Below are 20,105 nucleotides of genomic sequence, written 5' to 3'. Positions count from 1 at the left end.
CGGTTTGCGAAACGGCACTCGGGAGCATGAATGGACACGGAAAAAGTGGGCTTTGCTTAACCTTCGTTACGCAGGCCAAGTAGGGTGGAACCGCGGGAATAACTCTCGTCCCTACGTCTGTACATCAGGCGTAGGGCGGGAGTTTTTTTGGCTGCCGTTCTGGGCTTGTAATCAAACCATCGAAAAGGAGCATGATCATGAATTTTCAGCAGATGATTCTAACGCTGCAACAATTCTGGGCCGAGCACAACTGCATTATTGTGCAGCCATACGACACGGAAAAAGGCGCAGGTACGATGAACCCGATGACCTTTTTGCGTTCTCTTGGGCCTGAGCCGTGGAAAGTAGCCTATGTGGAGCCCTCCCGCCGGCCTTCGGACGGTCGTTACGGCGATAATCCCAACCGCTTGTATCAGCATCATCAGTTCCAGGTCATTATCAAGCCTTCGCCGGATAATATCCAGGAAATTTACCTCGAAAGCCTGGCGCGTTTGGGCATCGATCCGCTGAAGCATGACATTCGTTTTGTGGAAGACAACTGGGAGAACCCGTCTCTTGGTTGTGCGGGTTTGGGATGGGAAGTATGGCTGGACGGCATGGAAATTACCCAGTTCACCTACTTCCAGCAAGTCGGCGGCATCGAGACCAATCCGGTCGCGGTAGAAATTACGTACGGCATGGAACGTCTGGCTTCCTATATTCAGGAAAAAGAAAATGTATTTGAACTGGAATGGGTCGAAGGCATTTCGTATGGCGATGTTTTCAAGCAACCCGAGTTCGAGCATTCCAAATATACGTTTGAGGTATCTGACGTCAAGATGCTGTTCACCCTTTTCAACATGTACGAGGAAGAGGCAAACAAAGCAATGGCTCAACACTTGGTATTCCCTGCATACGATTACGTGCTGAAATGTTCGCACACCTTTAACCTGCTGGATGCACGCGGCGCAATCAGCGTAACCGAGCGTACCGGATACATTACCCGCGTTCGGAATCTGGCTCGCCAAGTAGCCGCAACATACGTGGAAGAGCGCGAGAAGCTGGGCTTCCCGCTGATCAAGAAAGGGGGAGCCGAGCATGTCTAAGGATTTACTGTTCGAAATCGGGTTGGAAGAGGTACCTGCGCGTTTTTTGCGTGGAGCCATTGAACAGCTTCAGGAACGTGTTGTCAAGTTTTTGGATGCATCCCGCATTGCGTTTGGCCAAGTAGAGGCTTATGCGACTCCGCGCAGACTTGCCGTGCTTATTCGTGACGTTGCCGAAAAACAAGAGGACGTCGAGGAAGAAGTAAAGGGGCCTTCCCGCAAAATTGCGCTGGACGAAAACGGAAACTGGAGCAAGGCCGCGCTCGGGTTTGCACGCAGTCAAGGCGTCGATCCTGAACAGTTTACGTTCAAAGAGCTTGCGGGCGTGGAATACATCTACGCAACGAAAAGCAGCAAAGGGGTTGAAACCGCCTCGGTTATCGGCGAAGGACTGCTGTCCGTGCTGCATGCGATGACTTTCCCGAAATTCATGCGTTGGGCTTCGTACGATTTCAAATTCGTTCGCCCGATCCGCTGGATTGTTGCTTTGCTGGGCAACGAGATTATCGAATTGGAAGTTGCTGGCGTCAAGTCCGGCAATGTTACCCGCGGACATCGTTTTCTGGGGCAGGAAGCGGTTGTCACCGATCCGGGCTCTTACGTGGAACTTCTTCGTTCCGAACATGTAGTTGCGGATATTAAGGAACGCGAGCAAATGATCGTTTCCCAGATTCAGGCGCTTGCCGCCGAAAAAGGCTGGAACGTGCCGATCAAAGAGGATTTGCTTGAAGAAGTATTGTTCCTGGTGGAGACGCCGACCGTGCTGTTCGGTACGTTCGACGAATCGTTCTTGAACATCCCGCAGGACGTGCTGATTACGTCGATGCGCGAACATCAGCGTTATTTCCCTGTACTGGACGAGAACGGGCAGCTGCTGCCTTACTTCGTGACGGTGCGCAACGGAGGAAGCGATTCGCTAGACGTCATCGCAAAGGGGAACGAGAAAGTATTGCGCGCACGCCTGTCCGACGCAAAATTCTTCTATGAGGAAGATCAGAAATTGCAGATCAAGGATGCATTGTCCAAACTTGAGAGCATCGTCTTCCAAGAAGAGCTTGGAACGGTTGGAGACAAGGTACGCCGCATTCGTAAAATTGCCGACAGCCTGGCGTCGAAACTGGACGTGCCTGCAGACGATGCCGAGTCCGTAAGCCGCGCAGCCGACATTTGCAAATTCGACCTGGTCACGCTCATGGTTGGCGAATTCCCTGAATTGCAAGGCGTGATGGGTGAGGATTATGCCCGCAAGGCTGGAGAAAAAGAAGCAGCTGCCAAAGCGGTATTCGAACATTACCAGCCGCGCTTTGCAGGAGATCAATCCCCTGCCTCGCTTGTCGGTGCAATCGTGAGCATTGCAGACAAAATCGATACCATCGTGGGATGTTTCTCGATCAACATCATTCCAACAGGTTCGCAGGACCCTTATGCACTGCGTCGTCAAGCAGCCGGCATCGTGCAAATCCTGCTCGATCACAATCTGCCTTTGACGCTGTCCGAAGTTTTCGGCATTGCGCTGGACGTTCATGCACAGATGAATCTTTTGAAACGCACCGAGGACGAAGTTCGTAAGGATTTACAAGACTTTTTCAGCTTGCGCGTGAAAAAGCTTCTGTCCGACACCGTGCGTTATGACGTCGTCGATGCGGTCATTGCCGCCGGTTTTGACGATATCGGCGCCATCGTTCCGAAAGGTGAAGCATTGATGGCTGCGGTTCAAACCGGGGATGCTTTCAAAACGACGGTGGAATCCTTTAACCGCGTAGGCAATCTGGCTGCGAAAGCTTCTGCCGTTGCCGTTCATCCCGAACTGTTTACGGAAGACGGGGAGCGTCAGCTGCACGAGGTCTGGAACAGAACTGCCGACGAGTACCGTCAAGTTCTGTCCCGTCATGAAGCTGCCGAGGCGCTGGCCATTGCGTCGGGCTGGAAAGAAGCCATTACGGCATTTTTCGATTCCGTCATGGTTATGGCGGAAGACGAAGCGGTTCGGGCGAATCGTCTTGCGCTGCTCGCGGCCATTGATCGCGACCTGAAAGGATTTGCCGATTTCTCCAAGCTGGTATGGTAATTCGAGTATTAAAGCAGGATAGATGAGGGTATAAATATACGGAACGCGTTGTCGAATCATTTGAACAACCGTTCCGTATTTTGTCCTTGCATTTCCATGATCTTGCCAGAAGGATTTTTCCTGGCTCGGGTCGTATATTACATTATGCAGTTATTTTATGAAGTCGGGTGGTCTGATTTGAGTGAGTTGAATGTGCGCCACATCGTTGTGGACGGTGATGCTTGCCCGGTCAAGGCCGAGATTGCCGATACGGCACGGCGTTTCAATATTCCAGTCCTGTTGGTCTCTTCATTCGATCATCAGCTGCAGGGTGGAGACGGCGTGCGCATCGTACAGGTAGATCGAAGCAGCCAGAGTGCGGATCTGTACATTGCCAATCATGTTAAGGCATATGATGTGGTTATTACGCAGGACTACGGATTGGCTGCACTCGCGCTAGGCAAACGTTGTTACGTTTTATCTTTTCGCGGCCGTAACTTCACGGATCGTGACATCGACTTTATGCTGGATTCGCGTCATACCGCTGCGAAGGAACGCAGGAAAGGCCGCTATGGCAAAGGGCCGAAGCCTTTCACAGCGGAGGATCGTGAAATTTTTCAACATAAACTGACAAAACTTTTAAAAGATTTGCAGGAGAACGTACAAATTTAGCGAATTATATCTACGTGTTAAAGAGATGAAGGTGGTTGAGATGAGTACCGGACAAGGCGGTATACCCGAAAGCATCATTGAATCGGTGTTACAGCAGCACGACATCGTTGACACGGTTAGCCGATTTGTGCATCTGACCAAGCAGGGGAAATACATGAAAGGCCTCTGCCCTTTTCATTCCGAGAAGACGCCTTCGTTTACAGTCACTCCCGAGAAACAGATTTTCTATTGCTACGGCTGCGGCAAGGGCGGAAATGCCATCAAATTCAGGATGGAAATCGAAGGATTATCTTTTCCCGAGGCCGTCAAGTCGATGGCGGAAGAAAGTCATATTTCGCTGGGAGATTGGCAGGGGCGCGAATCTGCTCATTACAATCCGGAAACGGCACGTTTGCTGGAAGCATATGAGCTTACTGCGAAGCTGTATCATTTCTTACTGAAAAATACCGAGCACGGCAAGGCGGCTATGGAGTATTTGCGTTCGCGTGGTTTTAACGACAAGTTGATCGACCAGTTCCAGATTGGTTATGCACCGAATCGTTGGGATACGCTGGTGCAGTTTCTGGAGAAACGCGAGTTTTCCCTGAAGGAGATGGAACGCGGCGGGCTTCTGTCCGAGCGCAATGAGGGCGAAGGATACGTCGATCGCTTCCGCGATAGAGTCATGTTTCCGATTCATGGGAGAAACGGGAAGCCCATTGCTTTTGCAGGCCGCATTTTGGGAGAGGGACAGCCGAAATATTTGAATTCGCCGGAAACCCGGCTTTTTCACAAGGGTCGTGTCCTCTATAATCTGCATCAAGCCAAAAACGGGATTCGCAAACAAAGACAGGCCATCTTGTTCGAGGGATACGGTGACGTGATCTCTGCTTGGGATCAAGACATACAGAACGGCGTAGCCGCAATGGGAACGGCACTGACGGAAAATCAGGCCTTAATGCTTAAAGGCATGTGCGATGAAGTCATCCTCTGTTATGACGGCGACCGGGCTGGACAGGCTGCAGCAATGAAAAACTTTCCGATCCTGGAAGAAGCCGGACTGAGAGTGAAGGTCGCGCTAATTCCGGAAGGATTGGATCCGGACGAGTTCATTCGCAAGCATGGCGGCGAACGGTTCCGGAACCAGATTGTTGAAGGTGCTGTAACAACCACAAAATTTAAGCTTATAAACCTGAAAAAAAACCATATACTGCTAGAAGGCGGCGGGCAAATTGCCTATACGAAGGAAGCGGTGAAGCTCATTGCCCCACTGCCTTCGCCGACAGAGCGCGAGGTATATCTTCGTGAGCTGGCTGCCGAGGTCGACGTTTCATTCGAAACGCTCAAGCAGGAATGCAACGAACAGCGCGAAGCCATGAAAAATAACCCGGAGTTCGGGGATAATAACCCGAAAAGGTGGAATAATGGTAGGCAACAAAATAGGCATGTGCCAACACCTAACCTGTTGCCCGCTTATCATGTGGCTGAGCGGAAATTGCTTGCTTGGATGCTTTTGGATGAAGAAGCGGCCCAGTACGTGAATGAGCATCTTGGTGAAGCTTTTAATTTGGAGGATCATGCAGCGATCGCTGCTTATCTATACGCCTATTATGCACAAGGAAAACCGCCGGATACAAGCCGTTTCATGTCATCGTTGCATGATGACCGCCTGGAGAAAACGGTAAGCTCCATCTCCATGATGGAGGGACCGGGCGAATGGAGCATTCAGGTGCTGGACGATTGCATCAGGGAAATATTGAAATATCCTCGGATGAAGCAGTATGACCTGAAGAAGGAAGAAATGATTGCTGCAGAGCGGGCGGGTGATTCTGTACGCGCGGCACAAATCGCAATTGAAATGATTGCCCTAGAGAGACAGTGAACGTCTGCAGGTTGGATGTTTCTAGGGAGGAGGGAGTCGAAGTTATGGCGAATGATCAGCATACTGAACTAGAAACAGAAATGACGCTGGATCAGGTTAAGGATCAATTGATTGAACAAGGCAAGAAAAGATCGTCATTGAACTACAAAGAAATTATCGAGAAGCTCTCCCCATTTGATCAGGATCCGGAACAAATGGATGAGTTTTACGAACAACTGAGCGATCTTGGCATTGATGTGGTGAATGAAAATAATGAAGAGGTTCGGCCCGGGGAAGAGGGAGAAGGGCGGGATTCGGACGACGAATTCCACTTTGATGATGACCTGAGCTTGCCTCCAGGGATCAAAATCAACGACCCGGTCCGGATGTATCTCAAAGAAATCGGTCGTGTACCTTTGTTGTCTGCGGACGATGAGATTGAACTTGCGAATCGGATCGAGCAAGGGGACGAAGAAGCCAAACGGCGTTTGGCGGAAGCGAATCTCAGACTCGTTGTCAGCATCGCGAAGCGGTATGTAGGACGTGGAATGCTGTTCCTTGATTTGATCCAGGAAGGAAACATGGGGCTGATCAAAGCCGTAGAGAAATTCGACTACAAAAAAGGCTTCAAGTTCAGTACGTATGCGACATGGTGGATTCGCCAGGCCATTACGCGTGCCATTGCCGACCAGGCGAGAACGATTCGTATCCCGGTGCATATGGTTGAAACCATTAATAAGCTGATTCGGGTATCCCGTCAGCTGTTGCAGGAATTGGGCCGCGAACCGACGCCCGAAGAGATTGCAGCCGAGATGGATCTGAGCGTGGAAAAAGTACGCGAAATTACGAAAATTGCTCAGGAACCCGTTTCCCTTGAGACACCGATTGGTGAAGAGGACGATTCTCATCTGGGTGACTTCATCGAGGATCAAGAAGCGCTTGCACCAGCGGATGCGGCCGCTTACGAACTGCTGAAGGAGCAGCTTGAAGACGTTCTGGATACGTTGACCGAGCGTGAAGAGAACGTACTGCGTTTGCGTTTCGGACTTGATGATGGACGGACCAGAACATTGGAGGAAGTGGGCAAAGTATTTGGCGTGACGCGTGAGCGTATTCGTCAGATTGAAGCCAAAGCTCTTCGCAAGCTGCGTCATCCAAGCCGCAGTAAACGTCTTAAAGATTTCCTCGAATAACATGATCATGGGAGACTTTCCGCAAAAGCTGAGGCGAAGGCGGGGTCTCCTTTGTTTTTAATTTTAAAGTCTTCATTTCTTGGTTTTGGAAATTAATCCTTGAAATGTTTGATTGGCTTTTATTTTATCGCTTTTCGCTGCCTAATGCAAATCCAAAACTAATGAATGGTGTAGGTGTTCATGAAACTTTCGAATCGATTACAGTTAATTCACGACCAAATTCCGGAGGGCAGCCGTCTGGCAGATATCGGTTCAGACCATGCATTGCTTCCAGTCGCTGCCGTCCGCAGCGGACGAGCGGCACTGGCCGTTGCGGGGGAGGTCAATCCGGGACCTTATGAAGCTGCCCGCAAGCAGGTGAGCGATGCTGCTCTCGAGGGGCAGATCACGGTGCGCCGGGGAGATGGCCTTGAGGTCATTTCCAAGGGAGAGGTCGACGTTATCACGATTGCGGGTATGGGAGGGGCTTTGATCGCTTCCATTTTGGACCGTGGGTACGACAAACTGGACGAGGTCAGCCTGCTTGTGCTGCAGCCGAACGTAGGCGAGGACATTCTGCGACGCTGGCTGCTTGAACACGGCTGGGTCGTCGTGGCTGAGCGGTTGCTGGAGGAAGACGGAAAAATTTACGAAATCATTACGGCTATGCCGCAATCGCAAAGCCCGATCGCCAATGAAGAAGTATATCGCCCGCGGCCGCTTGGAAACGGGATCGAGTTGACGCAGGATTTATTGCTGCGCATGGGGCCGTATTTGGTCGATCGTCCGAACGAAGTGTTTTTTGCAAAATGGGAAAGCGAGATCGCCAAACTGCAAGGCGTTGCCGATTCCATTGCCAGATCCGATTCCGATACTGCCCGGGACAAGGCTTCCGAGGTGGAACGACTGATTACGAGTCTGAAGGAGGTTCTTACATGTTTGCCAAAGGTCAAACCGTCATTCAACTGATGGAGCAGCTCGCTCCCAAACATCTGGCTGTCCCGGATGATCGAATCGGACTGCAGCTGGGCAGTCTGCAAAAAGAAATCAACCATGTGCTCGTTGCCCTCGACGTCACCAATGAAGTCGTCGATGAAGCCATTCGTATCGGCGCCAACCTGATCATTGCGCACCATGCGATCATCTTTCGTCCTGTCAAATCGTTGAGCACGGATACGCCGATGGGCAAGTTGTACGAGAAATTGATCAAACATGATATCGCGGTGTATATCAGCCATACGAATCTGGATGTGGCGGAAGGCGGCATGAATGACTGGATGGCCGAGGCCATCGGCATCAACAGCAAGGAGTCGCTGGAGGACGTACATACGGACCAGCTGTTCAAATTGGCGGTATTCGTGCCTCGCACGCATCATGAACAAGTGCTGCAGGCGATTCTGGAAGCCGGGGCAGGAAGCATTGGCAAGTACGAGAAGTGCAGCTTTAACACGGAAGGCACAGGCACGTTTGTGCCAGGCGAAGGGACCCAGCCGTTTATCGGTGCACAAGGCCGAATGGAGCGGGTGGAAGAAATGCGGATCGAGACGATCGTGCCGCAAAGCCTGCGCAGCAAGGTCATTCAGGCGATGCTGAAAGCCCATCCTTATGAGGAAGTGGCTTATGACCTGTATCCGATGGATTTAAAGGGCCGTACGTTGGGTCTGGGGCGTTTGGGACCTCTTCAGGAGACAAAGACCTTGGGTGAACTGGTAGAGGTCGTTAAAAAGGAACTGAACGTGCCCCACGTGCGCGTTGTTGGCGACTTGGCTAAACCGATCAAAAAAGCAGCCGTGCTTGGAGGTTCAGGAAGCCGTTACGTGCTTACCGCCCGTTTCAAAGGAGCGGACGCTATTGTCACGGGGGATATCGATTATCATACGGCGCACGATGCGCTGATGGCCGGTATGTGCATCATTGACGTAGGCCATAATGCCGAGAAAATCATGAAAGCGAAAACGGCGGACTGGCTGCGGACCCATTTGGAGGAAAAACGCTATTCTACTCAGGTGACCGCTTCCGAAATCAACACGGAAGTATTCCAATTCATGTAAGATAGAGGTTATGGAGGCAGCATTTCCAATAACATTAGGCTTGTATGTCAAAAGGAATCCCTGTATACTATATAATGTTGTTTCGGAAAGCTTGACAGACAATCGCTGGTGGCCTTGTTGCCACGAGAGGAAAGTCCGGGCTCCACAGGGCAGGATGCTGGATAACGTCCAGTCAGCGCGAGTTGAAGGATAGTGCCACAGAAATGGACCGCCGATGGCCGGATCTTCCGGCACAGGCAAGGATGGAACCGAGGTGTAAGAGACCCCGAGGAACGCTGGTGACTTCGTTCCTGGTAAACCCCATCTGGAGCAAGACCTAATGGGACACGGCCTGATCTTCGGATTAGGCAGCCTTAGCCCGAGGTGTGTCTAGGTTGGTCGCTTGAGCCATGCAGCAATGCATGGCCTAGATAGATGATTGTCGCTTATGGTGGGAGGGTAGTTCCCGTCTGAACCACGACGAGCACAGAACCCGGCTTACGGTAAGCTTTCCTAACTGCAACAACGTGGATCATGTAATTTCTTTATTTTTTCTTTTCGCTATGTTGCATCGCTTCGCGTGACGAACGATGCTGAAGCAAGTGATGAGCAGCTCATCGCCATACATGCACAAAGGCGGCAGAATCCGTGATACGGAGACTGCCGCCTTTTTTGTTATGAATATAAATATTTCATCCGGCCAAACTCTTCCAGGAGAATTTGGTCGGATGAAAGAGATGATTATAGCGTAACGGCCGTGTCGGATTGTACAGCCGCATGCCAGCGCTGGATGGCGCGATCCATCCGTTCAACCGCTTCGGGCAGCTGATCGGGATCGGTATGCGTAAAGTTGATGCGCATGCGGTTCGTTTCCGGTGTGCCGGCATAGAAGGAATCGCCCGGCACGATACATACTTTTTCCTGAATGCCGTAGGTGAACAATGTAGCTGCAGACATCGATTCAGGCAGCTCCAACCATAAGAACATGCCTCCCTGCGGGGAGTTCCACGTAATGCCTTCCCATGATTTTTCCGACATCAACGAAGTCATCTTCTGCATCCGCTGTTTATAGTCGTTGGAAATTTGACGAATGTGTCCGTTCAGATCGAAGGACTCCATCAGGGCATGCAACGCTCTTTGGTCAATGCTGCTGGAGTGGAGGTCTGCCCCCTGTTTGGAGCGGGCTGCCATTTTGATCACGTCCGGCGCAGCCAGGATCCAGCCTGTTCGAAGGCCGGGAGCCACCGTTTTCGAGAAGGTGCTGGTATAGATAACGTTGGATGGACTGCCATAACCTTCTGCATCAAGCTCAGCAAGGGCAGGTGCATCCAATTGCTCTGGATTAAAGCGGATCTCACCGTAAGGATCGTCCTCCAGGATCAGCACGCCGTATTTTCGGCAAAGGTCAACCGCCTGCTGCCTGCGAGCACGACTCCACACTTTACCCGCCGGATTGGAGAACGTTGGATTAATGTAGACCAATTTTGGACGGTATAGCTTCAGGTTTTCTTCAAGGGATTCGGGAAGCATGCCTTCGTCATCGCAAGCAACGCCATGGGATTGGGCCTGGTAAGATTGGATGACTTGCAGTGCGGCCAAATACGTCGGCGATTCAACAAGCACATGATCACCCGGATTCAGCAGGATGCGGCATACCAGGTCAATGGACTGCTGCGATCCCGTAGTCAGGAGCAGATGGTCCGGCGAAGCCGGAATGCCCTTGGACTGGAGGCGGTCAGCGATCTTGACACGCAGTGGCCGATAGCCTTCGGTTTCCGCGTATTGAAGGGCAGCGGGGCCGTCGGCGAAAACTCGGGCATATGCATCGCGGATGGCTTCCAACGGGAAGGAGCTTTGGGCTGGAAGGCCTCCGGCAAGCGAAATCATTCCAGGTGCCTGCGCAGCCTGAAGCATGTCGCGAACGACAGAGGACGGGGTATTTTGTGCCATGTTGGACCAAGGGATATTCATCGTGTTCTCATCTCCTGTTATTCACTGTTATACTTATATTATTCGCTATTATACTCGGTCTGCTGTATAACAGTAAAGCGAGAATCATAACAGTTGGAGGCCATGATGATGCACATTGAATTGAAGCGGGGGAGCAGCACCAAGCTGTACATGCAAATCGCCCTAACGATCGCGGACCGCATCCGATCCGGCCTTATTGCGCCAGGCACCCGCCTGCCGTCCGTAAGGAAATTGACTGCAGACCTTGGCGTCAGCCTGGTTACCGTGTCCAAAGCTTATGCAGAATTGGAGTCCAGTCAACTGATTGTTTGCTCGCAGGGGAAGGGATGTTATGTCAGAGCGCTTGAAAAAGACGAAGCTGAACAAGTCGGAAACGGGGGGCAGCCAAAACACCAAAACGTGCATCGACAGGGTCAGGTCAGCGCAGAGTTGAACTGGCAGTTGGCGTTAGTGGATTATTTGCCGCGTGCCCAGCTCTGGCGCCATTTCGACGCTTCCCCGCAGGTCCGCTACGAGTTTCATATGTCTGCCATCCAGCCTGAGCTGCTGCCCACTCGGGATATTATCGACAGCGCATATCATTTGTCTTCGGACCATCCGGAACGCATGGCCTACTATGGTTCATTCCAGGGAGACCGTGAACTTCGGCAAATTTTTACGCAGCATTTTGCGGCGAGAGGGCTGGAAGCATCACCGGAACGGATGTTGATCACAAGCGGAACCCAACAAGGGATCGATCTTGTAGCCCGAACGTTTGTGGGACCCGGAGATGTGGTATATATGGAGGCTCCCACCTATACCGGCGCCATTGATGTTTTTACGAGCCGAGGCGCGAAAATCATCACCGTTCCGATGGATCAGGAAGGCATGCGGATCGACCTGCTTACCCGCCTGTGCGATTCTTACCCGCCCAAACTCATATATACGATCCCGACTTTTCACAATCCGACAGGCATTACGATGAGCGCCAAAAGAAAGGCGGAGCTGCTGAATCTGGCCCAGAGCTACCATTGCCTCATTCTGGAGGACGATCCGTTCGCCGATCTGCATTTTCATGCCCCTCCGCCAGCCTCGATCAAATCGTTGGACAGGACTGGACATGTCGTATACATCAAAAGCTTCAGCAAAGTGCTTTCTCCGGGATGCCGCGTGGCGTGCGCCATCGCCGACGGGAGCGTGCTTACCCGATTGGTGGCGGCCAAATCGACGGCAGACCTCGGGAGTCCGCTGCTTACCCAGAAAGCGCTGCAGTCTTTCATCCAGCATCAATATGAACCATATATCCAAGGACTGCGGAAGGAGCTGTACGCCAGGCTGCAGGCTGCAGCGGGCGTTCTCGAAAGGCATGCGCCGGACGGCGTGCATTGGATATTGCCCGAAGGGGGGCTAAATTTGTGGCTGCAGTTGCCGGCCGGGATCGACATGCATGAATTACATCGCAAAGCGCACGCGGCTGGTGTTTCCTTTTTGCCGGGCTCTGCCTGTTATGCGGGAGAGATGGATGACGCAAGTCTTCGCATCTGTTTTACCGTAACGGGTCCCGAGCCGCTGCGGGAAGGCCTTCGTATCCTATGCGAGGCGATCCGCGCGATGCTTCCCCATGGGGGAAGGACAACAGCGGACAGGCTGCCGCTGATTTAATTCGTCGGAGTCAGGACATCCATCCAATCCACTTTCGTCCTTCCGCAATACTCTATAGTATCACTTGAAAGGGAGTTGGTTTTGAGATGAGACATTGTTGTCCTGAGCTCGATCCTATCGTTTGTGATCCGATTCAAGTCGTGAATGATTTTTATCACCCGCAAGTACAGCCGATTATTCACCCGGTTGAAGTCATTAATCAGCACCACTGCGTTCCTGTTCCGCATCATGTGTATCCGGTAGTCGTTAAAGAGCAGGGTCCGGTATACGTGTCCAGCCGCCGCAGCAAAAAAGCAGGGAAGAACAAAGGCAAAGCCCGTACGTCTTCCCGCAAACGCTAAAGCAGCGTTAAGGCCCCGGGGAACCATTACGCATACCAAAAAGCAGCATTACGCCCCCGGGGCGCTGCTGCTTTTATTTTTGCCTATTTCGAAGATTCCGTGTATTTTTTCAAAATATTGTCCATCTGCTCGCGTACATGCTGCGGCCAGAATTGCAAAGGGGCGCTTTTGCCTGCAGCGGCTTGCAGCGCTTTATAAACATCGATCTGCCCATAACCGTAGTATTTGTCATGTCCCGGGTCGCCGAGGTCGATGACGCTTTGGCGCATCAGATCCATCACTTCCGTATTGGTCAAGTCGGGGTTGAGCGAACGGATCAACCCGGCAAGAGCCGCCACATGCGGGCTGGCCATGGATGTGCCTGACAGCGCGGCATACTGGTTCTTGGGATAGGTGCTGGCAATGCTTGTGCCAGGAGCCATGACATCGACGTAATCTCCGTAATTGGAGTAGGAAGCTTTGTTCATATCCGGATCGGTGGCGGATACGGCAAACACCTCGGGATAAGCGGCAGGGTATCCTGGACGCTCGGTATTGTCGTTCCCTGTGGCCGCAATCAGCACGACGTCACGGTCATAAGCATACTTGATCGCATCATGAAGGAACTGTGCGTCTGCGTAATTGCCCAGACTCATGTTGATGACTTTGGCGCCGTGATCGGTTGCCCAAATGATGCCCTCGGCGACGGCATAAGTAGTGCCCGAACCCGAGTTGTCCAGCACTTTGACAGGCAAAATTTTGTTGTACCAGCTCATGCCTGCCACACCTTCGTTGTTGTTGACGGTGGCTCCGATGATTCCGGCTACGTGAGTGCCATGACCTACATCGTCCAGAGGGCGGCTGGAAGGGTCGATCACGTTGTATCCTTCAAGCACCCGGCCTTTCAGGTCAGGATGGTCCAGGTCCACGCCCGTGTCCACAACGCCAATAATGACATCTTTGCTTCCTTTCGTAATGTTCCACCCTCGATTGGTTTCGATAACGGGCAGGTTCCATTGATAATCGGAAAACAAAATATCGTTCGGAACCGGTACATCCGTTTGTTCAACGGCGGTTTCGTTGGTTAAATACATGTAGTGGGGTTCCATGTACAAGGGATTCCACTTGCGCTCGAAATAGTCATGAAGCTGTTTGTAGCTCATTTGCTCGGAGCGGAAGACATAGGTATACCCCAGTTTGCGTGCTTTCGAGGCATGAAGGTCAGCACGGATGATGCGCATGTCCCGTTCTCCCGGGTCCTGCCTGAACCGGACCACGATTTCATTTTCATAAAAATGGCTGGCGTTGGCATTGTCGTGTCCCGTTTTCACGGTGATTTCGTTCAACGTATCGGGGTGTACCGATTCAACGCGGAATTTGCCTTCGCGTGGATAGGGAATCATACGCAGGTTTCTGCGCTGGTGCTGTTCCACCGAGTTCAGGATCTGTTGATTAAACAGGGCGATCACGGAATTTTTGCCTTCTTTGGAGGGCAGCGCCATGACAAAATATTTATCATTTCCTACGGAAAAGGATGACGATTCAAAGCTTTTGCGGTCCATTACCGCTTTTTTGGCCAGGCTCATGGAATGCTCCAGCTTTTGATGCTCCAATGTGCTCCCATCCTGCGGCTTTTTGCCGTAATGCTTTTGGATGGATCCTTTGGCGTCGACAATATCCACAAACCGAATATGTGCATGTGAAAGCTGCAATTCGTTCATGTACCGGGCCAGATCCGCTTCGGACATTTTGGCGGTTTTATCCAGCAAAGCGGCTAAATGCTGCTTGGCATCCATGCGTGTCAGCATATCGGTTGCTTTAACATCCTGTACTTTGAGGCGCTGTTTACTGGCTTGTTCCTGGTGCTCGCGTGGGGCCTGGGGAAGCGCTTGATTCCTTTGGTTCGTGTCCGGGCGATACATTGTGGGAAGAAGCAGAACCAAGGTCAGTGCGCCAACGCCTGCGGCAAGGGTCCAATTTTTCCATTTCGGTCTCGACATGGGGGAAACCATACCTCCTCTGTTGGTCTGGACAGCAATCATCGCATCATGCCGATTCCATGTTGTCCGCGCTTGGTGTTATCGTTAGGAGAAGGACATATTTTTATGCAGAACAGCCCAGAAATGATGCAGAAATGTCGTTGTGAAAGGCTGGAAATAATAAGGAAGATTAAGGGATACCTTTTGGCACCTTTTTATGGTAGGATAGTAGCTGAGAATTCACGGTCAAACGAAACATTTTTGTGGCCGATTTATATGTAAGGACTTATCTAAGGGGGAGCTATCTTTATGACAGCAGCCAATGTACAAAAAATTTGTGAGTCAACGAGGGAAAAGTTAAAACCAGCTATTGATCGGATCGAACAATTTTTGAATCAACATTCCTTGCCTGAATTGGATCAGAATCAGACGGAAGAATCGACGGCGTTTTACAAAGGATTTTTATCGGATCTCCGTCATCTGCTCGTTTTTTCTGAAGTTTCTTACGAAAAACTTGGCGTTGTGCTGCGTCGTGCCAACTTCGATGTCGAATTTGCCGAAAAGGCTCTTTATCATACGTACCACCAATGCATCAATAGCTTCTTCTATCCCAAAAACGAATGTTATTCCGAAGATGGAAGATATGCCTATACCGGGCAAGACGCGATCCGTTTCCGTGACAAGCCCGTTCGCGCCGTGCGTGACGTCGTTTTGGAAATTTCCAAAACCTACGAAGAATTGCGCGATGATCTGGCTTATTATGAGAGCGATTATCTGACTCAGCGCCGGATGCAAAATCAGCGTAATCACGCTTAGCATTGTGGCATACCCGATACACATGAAGAACTAACCGCCGATTTTCGGCGGTTTTTTTTGTGCGTTGTCTCATGTTTGCCTTGGCATCGGCATGACATCATCTGGCATTTCGCAGGCGGAATAGCCGAATCGGGCAGCGGGGACAATAGCTTCGAGGTGATAAAACAAATGAGTGACAACAAGCCAATCGTCAAATGTAGCGTATCGAATTGCCACTTTTGGGGAGAAAACAATTTCTGTCATGCAGACGCGATCATGATTGACATCGATCAGCATGCCAGAAGTCATTATGCTGAGGAATTCGCCGGCGAGATGTTTGATTCCGAGCACCAAGATCAAGCCAGCACTTCTTCGGCCACTTGCTGTCATACATTTAGGCCTAAATAAGCTCTCATTCCATTCATCTACGGAGGTGTACTGAAATGAAAGATGAACATGACCGCAATGATGAAGTTTCATCCAAGCCTAAAAGCGATGACACGGTAGATCGGAAACGCGTTGATTTCCCGAGACGTGCACATCGTGAAGAGTATGGTGCAGAGGTGGCTCCGCCTACCTCATACCGGAGAGAAGAAGTCAAACGCAAGGAAGCCGTTCCGGTAAAACACGAGGCAGATCGTATTGCGGAATCCAGCGGGAAGGTATCCGGATATGTCGGTTTGGCCTGCGGGATCGCTTCGCTGTTTATGTGGTCCATCGTTTTGGGGCCGGCCGCTGCAGTGTTGGGGTATTATGCTTATGCGAACGGACATAAAACGTCTGGAGCATGGTCGATGGGGCTTGGCATTGTCGCCACGTTGAGTTACTTTTTCATGATTCCGTTTGCCCGTTAAAACGCAGGCTTGGAGAACTGCATTGCTCCTTCCTGATTAACGCAGAGCAAACCCTTCTTCCGATATCGGAAGAAGGGTTTTTCGTGTTTACGCAAAAGACAGGAGGTTTGGAATAATTTTTCTGAAAACGATGGCAGTATTTTGTAAAACCATGTAGAATGTAGGCAGAAAGTTGATGCTATATGACACGGGAGTGGAGAGAATACATGCAGATTGATTCAAGCGCATCACGGAAACTGTTGGAGACGCAATTGTCCAATGTTCTGAGTCAAACGATCGGATCGGAAGGAACGTCGGATACCGTCTCCGATTTTGCCGAATTGATGGACGGGCTGCTTGGGAAGGGAACGAGTGCTTCCCCAGCTTCGATGCCTTCGGCCAATTCTACGCAAGCTCCGCTTGCGAACAGATCTCTTGACGGTTTGCTCTGGCTGCAATTGGGAAGTGCGTATGCTGCGGATGCGGGTACCTACGAAAACACATACGCCTCCGCCAACAGTCCGGAAGTTTCATTAAATGCGTCGACGAATGTGAGTTCGGCCGATTCCGGTTCCGGTTCTTCCGTGCCTACCGATTTCGAATCGCTGATCGCGGCCGCAAGCGCCAAATACGGAGTGCCTGAATCCTTGATCAAAGCGGTGATCGATACGGAATCCTCATTCAATCCGAATGTCGTTTCCTCGGCCGGCGCAAAAGGATTGATGCAGCTTATGGACGGAACGGCAGCCGGACTGGGAGTCAGCGATCCGTTCGACCCTGCGCAGAACATCGATGCCGGAACGAAGTATCTTTCGCTTCAGCTCCAACGTTTCGGCGGTCAGGTGAACATGGCGCTTGCCGCCTACAACGCAGGGCCAGGACGCGTGACGAAGCTGGGCGTGTCCACCGACAGCGAGCTGATGAGCGTGATCGGCCGCTTGCCAGCCGAAACGCAGGCATACATTGCGAAGGTGGAAAAGGCGCGCCAAAAATACATCGCATAGATGTTCTCATAACAGGCCGCAGAAGGCTGGTTCCGAAAGATCAAGGCGGGAAGTGTTGGCAATTGCGCCATTTTCCTGCTTGGTCTTTTTGTGTTGGGACAGGTTCGTGTTACAATGCAGACTGTAGAAAAATAGCCATAATGAGAAAAGGGAGGTTCGCCCTCATTTGAAATATTTCGATTACGCGGCAACCACCCCGCCTTATGAAGAAGTGGTGCAAACGATCGCAGAGATCATGGGAGCCCATTACGGGAATCCTTCCTCCATCCATGGTTTTGGTGAAAAGGCCCATCAGCTGCTTCGCCGGGCAAGAACGGTCTGTGCCGATGCCTTGGGCGTCAAAGCAGACGAGATCGTGCTTACCTCCGGAGCCACGGAAAGCAACAATCTTGCGATTAAAGGCTCGGCGCTGCACTATGCTTCGCGCGGCAAACATATCATTGCCACGGCAACGGAGCACGCGTCGGTATATGAAAGCTTTTTGCAATTACAGGATTGGGGCTGGGAGGTCAGCTGGATCCCGGTGGATTCGGCAGGAAAAGTAAATCCTCGGCACATTCTGGACGCGCTCCGACCGGATACGGTGCTGGTCAGCTTGATGCATGTCAACAACGAAACGGGAACCATTCAGCCCGTGGCCGAAGTGGGCAGGCTGCTCAAAAAGCAGGCGCCGCGCGTATTGTTCCATGTGGACGGGGTTCAGGGTTTTGGCAAAATCGAAGCCGCCCCTGCGACATGGGGAGTCGATCTATACAGTCTGTCCGCCCACAAAATCCGCGGCCCCAAAGGGGCGGGCCTTTTGTATGTCCGCAGCGGCGTGGAACTGACTCCGCTTCTGTCCGGAGGTTCGCAGGAACGGGGATTACGGGCCGGAACTGAAAATGTGGCGCTGTTTGTCGGCATGGCCAAAGCGATGCGCCTTGCGTCCGAACGTCAGGCTGATTTTGCCAAACGAACGACCGTGCTGAGGGATCGGATTATGGAGACGATCGAAAGCATTCCGGAATTTGTGCTGAACAGTGGCAAGGGTGGAGCACCTCATATCGTTCATTTTTCATACCCGGGCATGAAAGCGGAAGTTGCTCTGCACACTTTGGAGCAGCTCGGAGTAACCGTGTCTACGCAATCGGCTTGTTCCTCGCGTTCAGCCGAACCGAGCAGAGTGCTGCTGGCCATGGGCCGAGATCAGGCGACGGCTGCCGGAGGATTGCGTATCAGTTTGGGAGACGAACATACAGAAGAAGACGTGGCCGTGCTTGCACAGGCCCTGAAACAGATGGTGGCGCAGCTGCGTCCATTGGAAAGGCGGATGTAATAACCGATGAAATACGATATGCTGCTTCTCCGTTTCGGAGAATTCATGCTGAAGGGGAAGAACCGTTCCCGTTTCGAAAATACGATTATCAATCAGGTGCGCTCGCTGCTTAAGCCCTACCCGGCTGCACAGCTCCGCAAAGAATTCGGCAGATTGTACGTGGATCTGGGGGGCGAGCCTCACACCGAGCTGATTGATGCGCTCAAGAAGGTGTTCGGCGTAGTGTCGATCAGTCCGGTCATTGTGACCTCTTCCGAAAAGGATGAAATTGTGACGGCCGCCGTTGCCTTCATGCATGAACGCTCAGAAGTGTTTAAAGAAGGCACAACGTTTAAAGTGACCTCCCGGCGCGCCTGGAAAGCTTTCCCTCATTCCTCGCATGAGATGAATCACATCGTGGGTTCGCCCGTCCTGCGGGAATTCCCGCAGCTCCGTGTCGACGTGCGCAATCCTGATATCGAGCTTCGCGTGGAGATCCGGGATCAGGGGACCTATATCTTCAACGAAGTAATCCCGGCAGTGGGAGGGTTTCCGCTTGGTTCGAACGGCAAGGGAATGCTGCTGTTATCCGGCGGCATTGACAGTCCGGTCGCTGCCTGGTCCTCTATGAGACGTGGGCTGGAGGTGGAGTGCGTTCACTTCTATAGTTACCCGTTTACAAGCGAGCGGGCCAAAGAAAAAGTCATTGAACTGGCAGCCGCCCTGGCAGGACATGCGGGAAGCATTAAGCTGCATCTGGTGCCTTTCACCAAAATTCAGACCTCATTTACCCAGGTCGGACAGGACAAGTTGATCATTACGTTGATGCGTCGCTCCATGCTGCGCATCGCCACTAAACTGGCAGAGCGCGAAGGAGCGCTTGCGCTGATTACGGGAGACAGCTTGGGACAAGTAGCCAGCCAAACGCTGCCAAGCATGAACGTCATCGGGCGGGCCACCGATTTGCCCCTGCTCAGGCCGCTGGTCATGATGGACAAGGAGGAAATTATCGGTTTATCCAAAAAAATCGGAACGTACGATATTTCCATTTTGCCTTATGAAGATTGCTGCACGTTGTTTGTGCCCAAATCGCCGACGACGAATCCGAATTTGCGAATTGTGGAGCGAATCGAAGAGTCGTTGACGGAGCTTCCGGAATGGGTGGATGAGGCTGTGGCCCAGACGGAAACGTTGGTGCTGCGTGCCGGCGAACCGCTTCCATTCGGTTCTGCGGACACGTCGTCCGATATCAAGGAAGAGTGGTTCTGACCGTTAGGGTAGAGCTGCCCGACGCATCGACATAACGAACGTTATGTTATCCGAGTCGAATGATGTAAAATAAAGCAGCACGAAAAAAAGGACTGATCGACATGATGTCGACCAGTCCTTTTTGCGTCCATTCTACAAATGCTGCCAACGTTC

The 20,105-nt window shown here is 51.7% G+C and carries 17 protein-coding genes and 1 other RNA gene; 16 read left to right on the top strand and 2 right to left on the bottom strand.

Features of this window, described 5'->3' with window-relative positions; all coding sequences use genetic code 11:
* Nucleotides 1-197 precede the first annotated feature (197 nt).
* The 8 genes from glyQ to rnpB all read left to right on the top strand — a co-directional run bounded on the left by glyQ (nucleotide 198) and on the right by rnpB (nucleotide 9,362).
* On the top strand, nucleotides 198-1,085 hold the full coding sequence (gene glyQ, locus SNR34_RS22215) for a glycine--tRNA ligase subunit alpha (RefSeq protein ID WP_236416680.1): 888 nt from the start codon (nucleotides 198-200) through the stop codon (nucleotides 1,083-1,085).
* The gene (gene glyS, locus SNR34_RS22210) at nucleotides 1,078-3,153 is read left to right on the top strand and encodes a glycine--tRNA ligase subunit beta (protein ID WP_236416678.1); all 2,076 of its coding nucleotides are present in this window, start codon (nucleotides 1,078-1,080) and stop codon (nucleotides 3,151-3,153) included. Before glyQ ends, glyS begins: the two co-directional genes overlap by 8 nt.
* A gap of 144 nt (nucleotides 3,154-3,297) precedes the next feature.
* The gene (locus SNR34_RS22205; RefSeq protein WP_486182502.1) at nucleotides 3,298-3,804 is read left to right on the top strand and encodes a YaiI/YqxD family protein; all 507 of its coding nucleotides are present in this window, start codon (nucleotides 3,298-3,300) and stop codon (nucleotides 3,802-3,804) included.
* Nucleotides 3,805-3,844: 40 nt separating this feature from the next.
* Nucleotides 3,845-5,665 carry a DNA primase gene (dnaG, locus tag SNR34_RS22200; RefSeq protein ID WP_236416674.1) on the top strand — a complete coding sequence of 607 codons (1,821 nt, stop codon included), beginning with the start codon at nucleotides 3,845-3,847 and terminating at the stop codon, nucleotides 5,663-5,665.
* A gap of 44 nt (nucleotides 5,666-5,709) precedes the next feature.
* Nucleotides 5,710-6,837, top strand: a complete 1,128-nt coding sequence (gene rpoD, locus SNR34_RS22195; protein WP_236416673.1) for an RNA polymerase sigma factor RpoD — start codon at nucleotides 5,710-5,712, stop codon at nucleotides 6,835-6,837.
* Between the two features lie 180 nt (nucleotides 6,838-7,017).
* Nucleotides 7,018-7,785: a tRNA (adenine(22)-N(1))-methyltransferase gene (locus SNR34_RS22190; RefSeq protein ID WP_343261726.1), complete on the top strand. Its 768-nt coding sequence runs from the start codon at nucleotides 7,018-7,020 to the stop codon at nucleotides 7,783-7,785.
* The gene (locus SNR34_RS22185; protein WP_236416671.1) at nucleotides 7,752-8,867 is read left to right on the top strand and encodes a Nif3-like dinuclear metal center hexameric protein; all 1,116 of its coding nucleotides are present in this window, start codon (nucleotides 7,752-7,754) and stop codon (nucleotides 8,865-8,867) included. Before SNR34_RS22190 ends, SNR34_RS22185 begins: the two co-directional genes overlap by 34 nt.
* An 86-nt stretch (nucleotides 8,868-8,953) precedes the next feature.
* Nucleotides 8,954-9,362, top strand: an RNA gene (gene rnpB, locus SNR34_RS22180) — RNase P RNA component class A.
* Nucleotides 9,363-9,587: 225 nt separating this feature from the next.
* On the opposite strand, the gene SNR34_RS22175 is transcribed toward rnpB, so the two are convergent.
* Nucleotides 9,588-10,817: an aminotransferase-like domain-containing protein gene (locus SNR34_RS22175; protein ID WP_486180181.1), complete on the bottom strand. Its 1,230-nt coding sequence runs from the start codon at nucleotides 10,815-10,817 to the stop codon at nucleotides 9,588-9,590.
* A gap of 108 nt (nucleotides 10,818-10,925) precedes the next feature.
* On the opposite strand from SNR34_RS22175, the gene pdxR reads away from it, so the two are divergent.
* Nucleotides 10,926-12,458 carry a MocR-like pyridoxine biosynthesis transcription factor PdxR gene (pdxR, locus tag SNR34_RS22170; RefSeq protein WP_486180180.1) on the top strand — a complete coding sequence of 511 codons (1,533 nt, stop codon included), beginning with the start codon at nucleotides 10,926-10,928 and terminating at the stop codon, nucleotides 12,456-12,458.
* Between the two features lie 86 nt (nucleotides 12,459-12,544).
* Entirely contained in the window at nucleotides 12,545-12,799 is a 255-nt protein-coding gene (locus SNR34_RS22165) for a hypothetical protein (RefSeq protein WP_236416668.1), read from the top strand.
* Nucleotides 12,800-12,882: 83 nt separating this feature from the next.
* On the opposite strand, the gene SNR34_RS22160 is transcribed toward SNR34_RS22165, so the two are convergent.
* Nucleotides 12,883-14,778 (bottom strand): S8 family peptidase, encoded by a 1,896-nt coding sequence (locus tag SNR34_RS22160; protein WP_343261723.1) that lies wholly within the window; start codon nucleotides 14,776-14,778, stop codon nucleotides 12,883-12,885.
* A gap of 288 nt (nucleotides 14,779-15,066) precedes the next feature.
* Here SNR34_RS22160 and SNR34_RS22155 point away from each other — a divergent pair, with 288 nt between their 5' ends.
* From SNR34_RS22155 to thiI, 6 genes are all read left to right on the top strand, one after another.
* Nucleotides 15,067-15,573 carry a YpuI family protein gene (locus tag SNR34_RS22155; protein ID WP_236416665.1) on the top strand — a complete coding sequence of 169 codons (507 nt, stop codon included), beginning with the start codon at nucleotides 15,067-15,069 and terminating at the stop codon, nucleotides 15,571-15,573.
* A gap of 168 nt (nucleotides 15,574-15,741) precedes the next feature.
* Nucleotides 15,742-15,960, top strand: a complete 219-nt coding sequence (locus SNR34_RS22150; protein WP_236416663.1) for a DUF1540 domain-containing protein — start codon at nucleotides 15,742-15,744, stop codon at nucleotides 15,958-15,960.
* Nucleotides 15,961-15,995: 35 nt separating this feature from the next.
* A complete protein-coding gene (locus SNR34_RS22145) occupies nucleotides 15,996-16,406 on the top strand; it encodes a hypothetical protein (protein ID WP_236416661.1) in 411 nt (136 codons plus the stop codon).
* A 206-nt stretch (nucleotides 16,407-16,612) separates the two neighbouring features.
* Nucleotides 16,613-17,389, top strand: coding sequence for a lytic transglycosylase domain-containing protein (locus SNR34_RS22140; protein ID WP_236416659.1), 777 nt, complete (start codon nucleotides 16,613-16,615; stop codon nucleotides 17,387-17,389).
* A gap of 166 nt (nucleotides 17,390-17,555) precedes the next feature.
* A complete protein-coding gene (locus tag SNR34_RS22135) occupies nucleotides 17,556-18,704 on the top strand; it encodes a cysteine desulfurase family protein (protein ID WP_343261722.1) in 1,149 nt (382 codons plus the stop codon).
* A 6-nt stretch (nucleotides 18,705-18,710) separates the two neighbouring features.
* Nucleotides 18,711-19,952 (top strand): tRNA uracil 4-sulfurtransferase ThiI, encoded by a 1,242-nt coding sequence (gene thiI / locus SNR34_RS22130; protein WP_236416656.1) that lies wholly within the window; start codon nucleotides 18,711-18,713, stop codon nucleotides 19,950-19,952.
* The last annotated feature ends 153 nt before the right edge of the window (nucleotides 19,953-20,105 follow it).

It is taken from the genome of Paenibacillus sp. XP01, assembly GCF_057364885.1.
Note: the sequence above shows the minus strand (reverse complement) of the source record. Positions and strands in the feature narration are given on the sequence as shown.

What these genes read in the sequence shown, in the direction of transcription:
- glyQ (WP_236416680.1), top strand. Translation starts at nt 198, where the DNA reads ATGAATTTTCAGCAGATGATTCTAACGCTGCAACAATTCTGGGCCGAG.
- glyS (WP_236416678.1), top strand. Translation starts at nt 1,078, where the DNA reads ATGTCTAAGGATTTACTGTTCGAAATCGGGTTGGAAGAGGTACCTGCG.
- SNR34_RS22205 (WP_486182502.1), top strand. Translation starts at nt 3,298, where the DNA reads ATGCAGTTATTTTATGAAGTCGGGTGGTCTGATTTGAGTGAGTTGAAT.
- dnaG (WP_236416674.1), top strand. Translation starts at nt 3,845, where the DNA reads ATGAGTACCGGACAAGGCGGTATACCCGAAAGCATCATTGAATCGGTG.
- rpoD (WP_236416673.1), top strand. Translation starts at nt 5,710, where the DNA reads ATGGCGAATGATCAGCATACTGAACTAGAAACAGAAATGACGCTGGAT.
- SNR34_RS22190 (WP_343261726.1), top strand. Translation starts at nt 7,018, where the DNA reads ATGAAACTTTCGAATCGATTACAGTTAATTCACGACCAAATTCCGGAG.
- SNR34_RS22185 (WP_236416671.1), top strand. Translation starts at nt 7,752, where the DNA reads ATGTTTGCCAAAGGTCAAACCGTCATTCAACTGATGGAGCAGCTCGCT.
- SNR34_RS22175 (WP_486180181.1), bottom strand. Translation starts at nt 10,817, where the DNA reads ATGAATATCCCTTGGTCCAACATGGCACAAAATACCCCGTCCTCTGTC.
- pdxR (WP_486180180.1), top strand. Translation starts at nt 10,926, where the DNA reads ATGCACATTGAATTGAAGCGGGGGAGCAGCACCAAGCTGTACATGCAA.
- SNR34_RS22165 (WP_236416668.1), top strand. Translation starts at nt 12,545, where the DNA reads ATGAGACATTGTTGTCCTGAGCTCGATCCTATCGTTTGTGATCCGATT.
- SNR34_RS22160 (WP_343261723.1), bottom strand. Translation starts at nt 14,778, where the DNA reads ATGTCGAGACCGAAATGGAAAAATTGGACCCTTGCCGCAGGCGTTGGC.
- SNR34_RS22155 (WP_236416665.1), top strand. Translation starts at nt 15,067, where the DNA reads ATGACAGCAGCCAATGTACAAAAAATTTGTGAGTCAACGAGGGAAAAG.
- SNR34_RS22150 (WP_236416663.1), top strand. Translation starts at nt 15,742, where the DNA reads ATGAGTGACAACAAGCCAATCGTCAAATGTAGCGTATCGAATTGCCAC.
- SNR34_RS22145 (WP_236416661.1), top strand. Translation starts at nt 15,996, where the DNA reads ATGAAAGATGAACATGACCGCAATGATGAAGTTTCATCCAAGCCTAAA.
- SNR34_RS22140 (WP_236416659.1), top strand. Translation starts at nt 16,613, where the DNA reads ATGCAGATTGATTCAAGCGCATCACGGAAACTGTTGGAGACGCAATTG.
- thiI (WP_236416656.1), top strand. Translation starts at nt 18,711, where the DNA reads ATGAAATACGATATGCTGCTTCTCCGTTTCGGAGAATTCATGCTGAAG.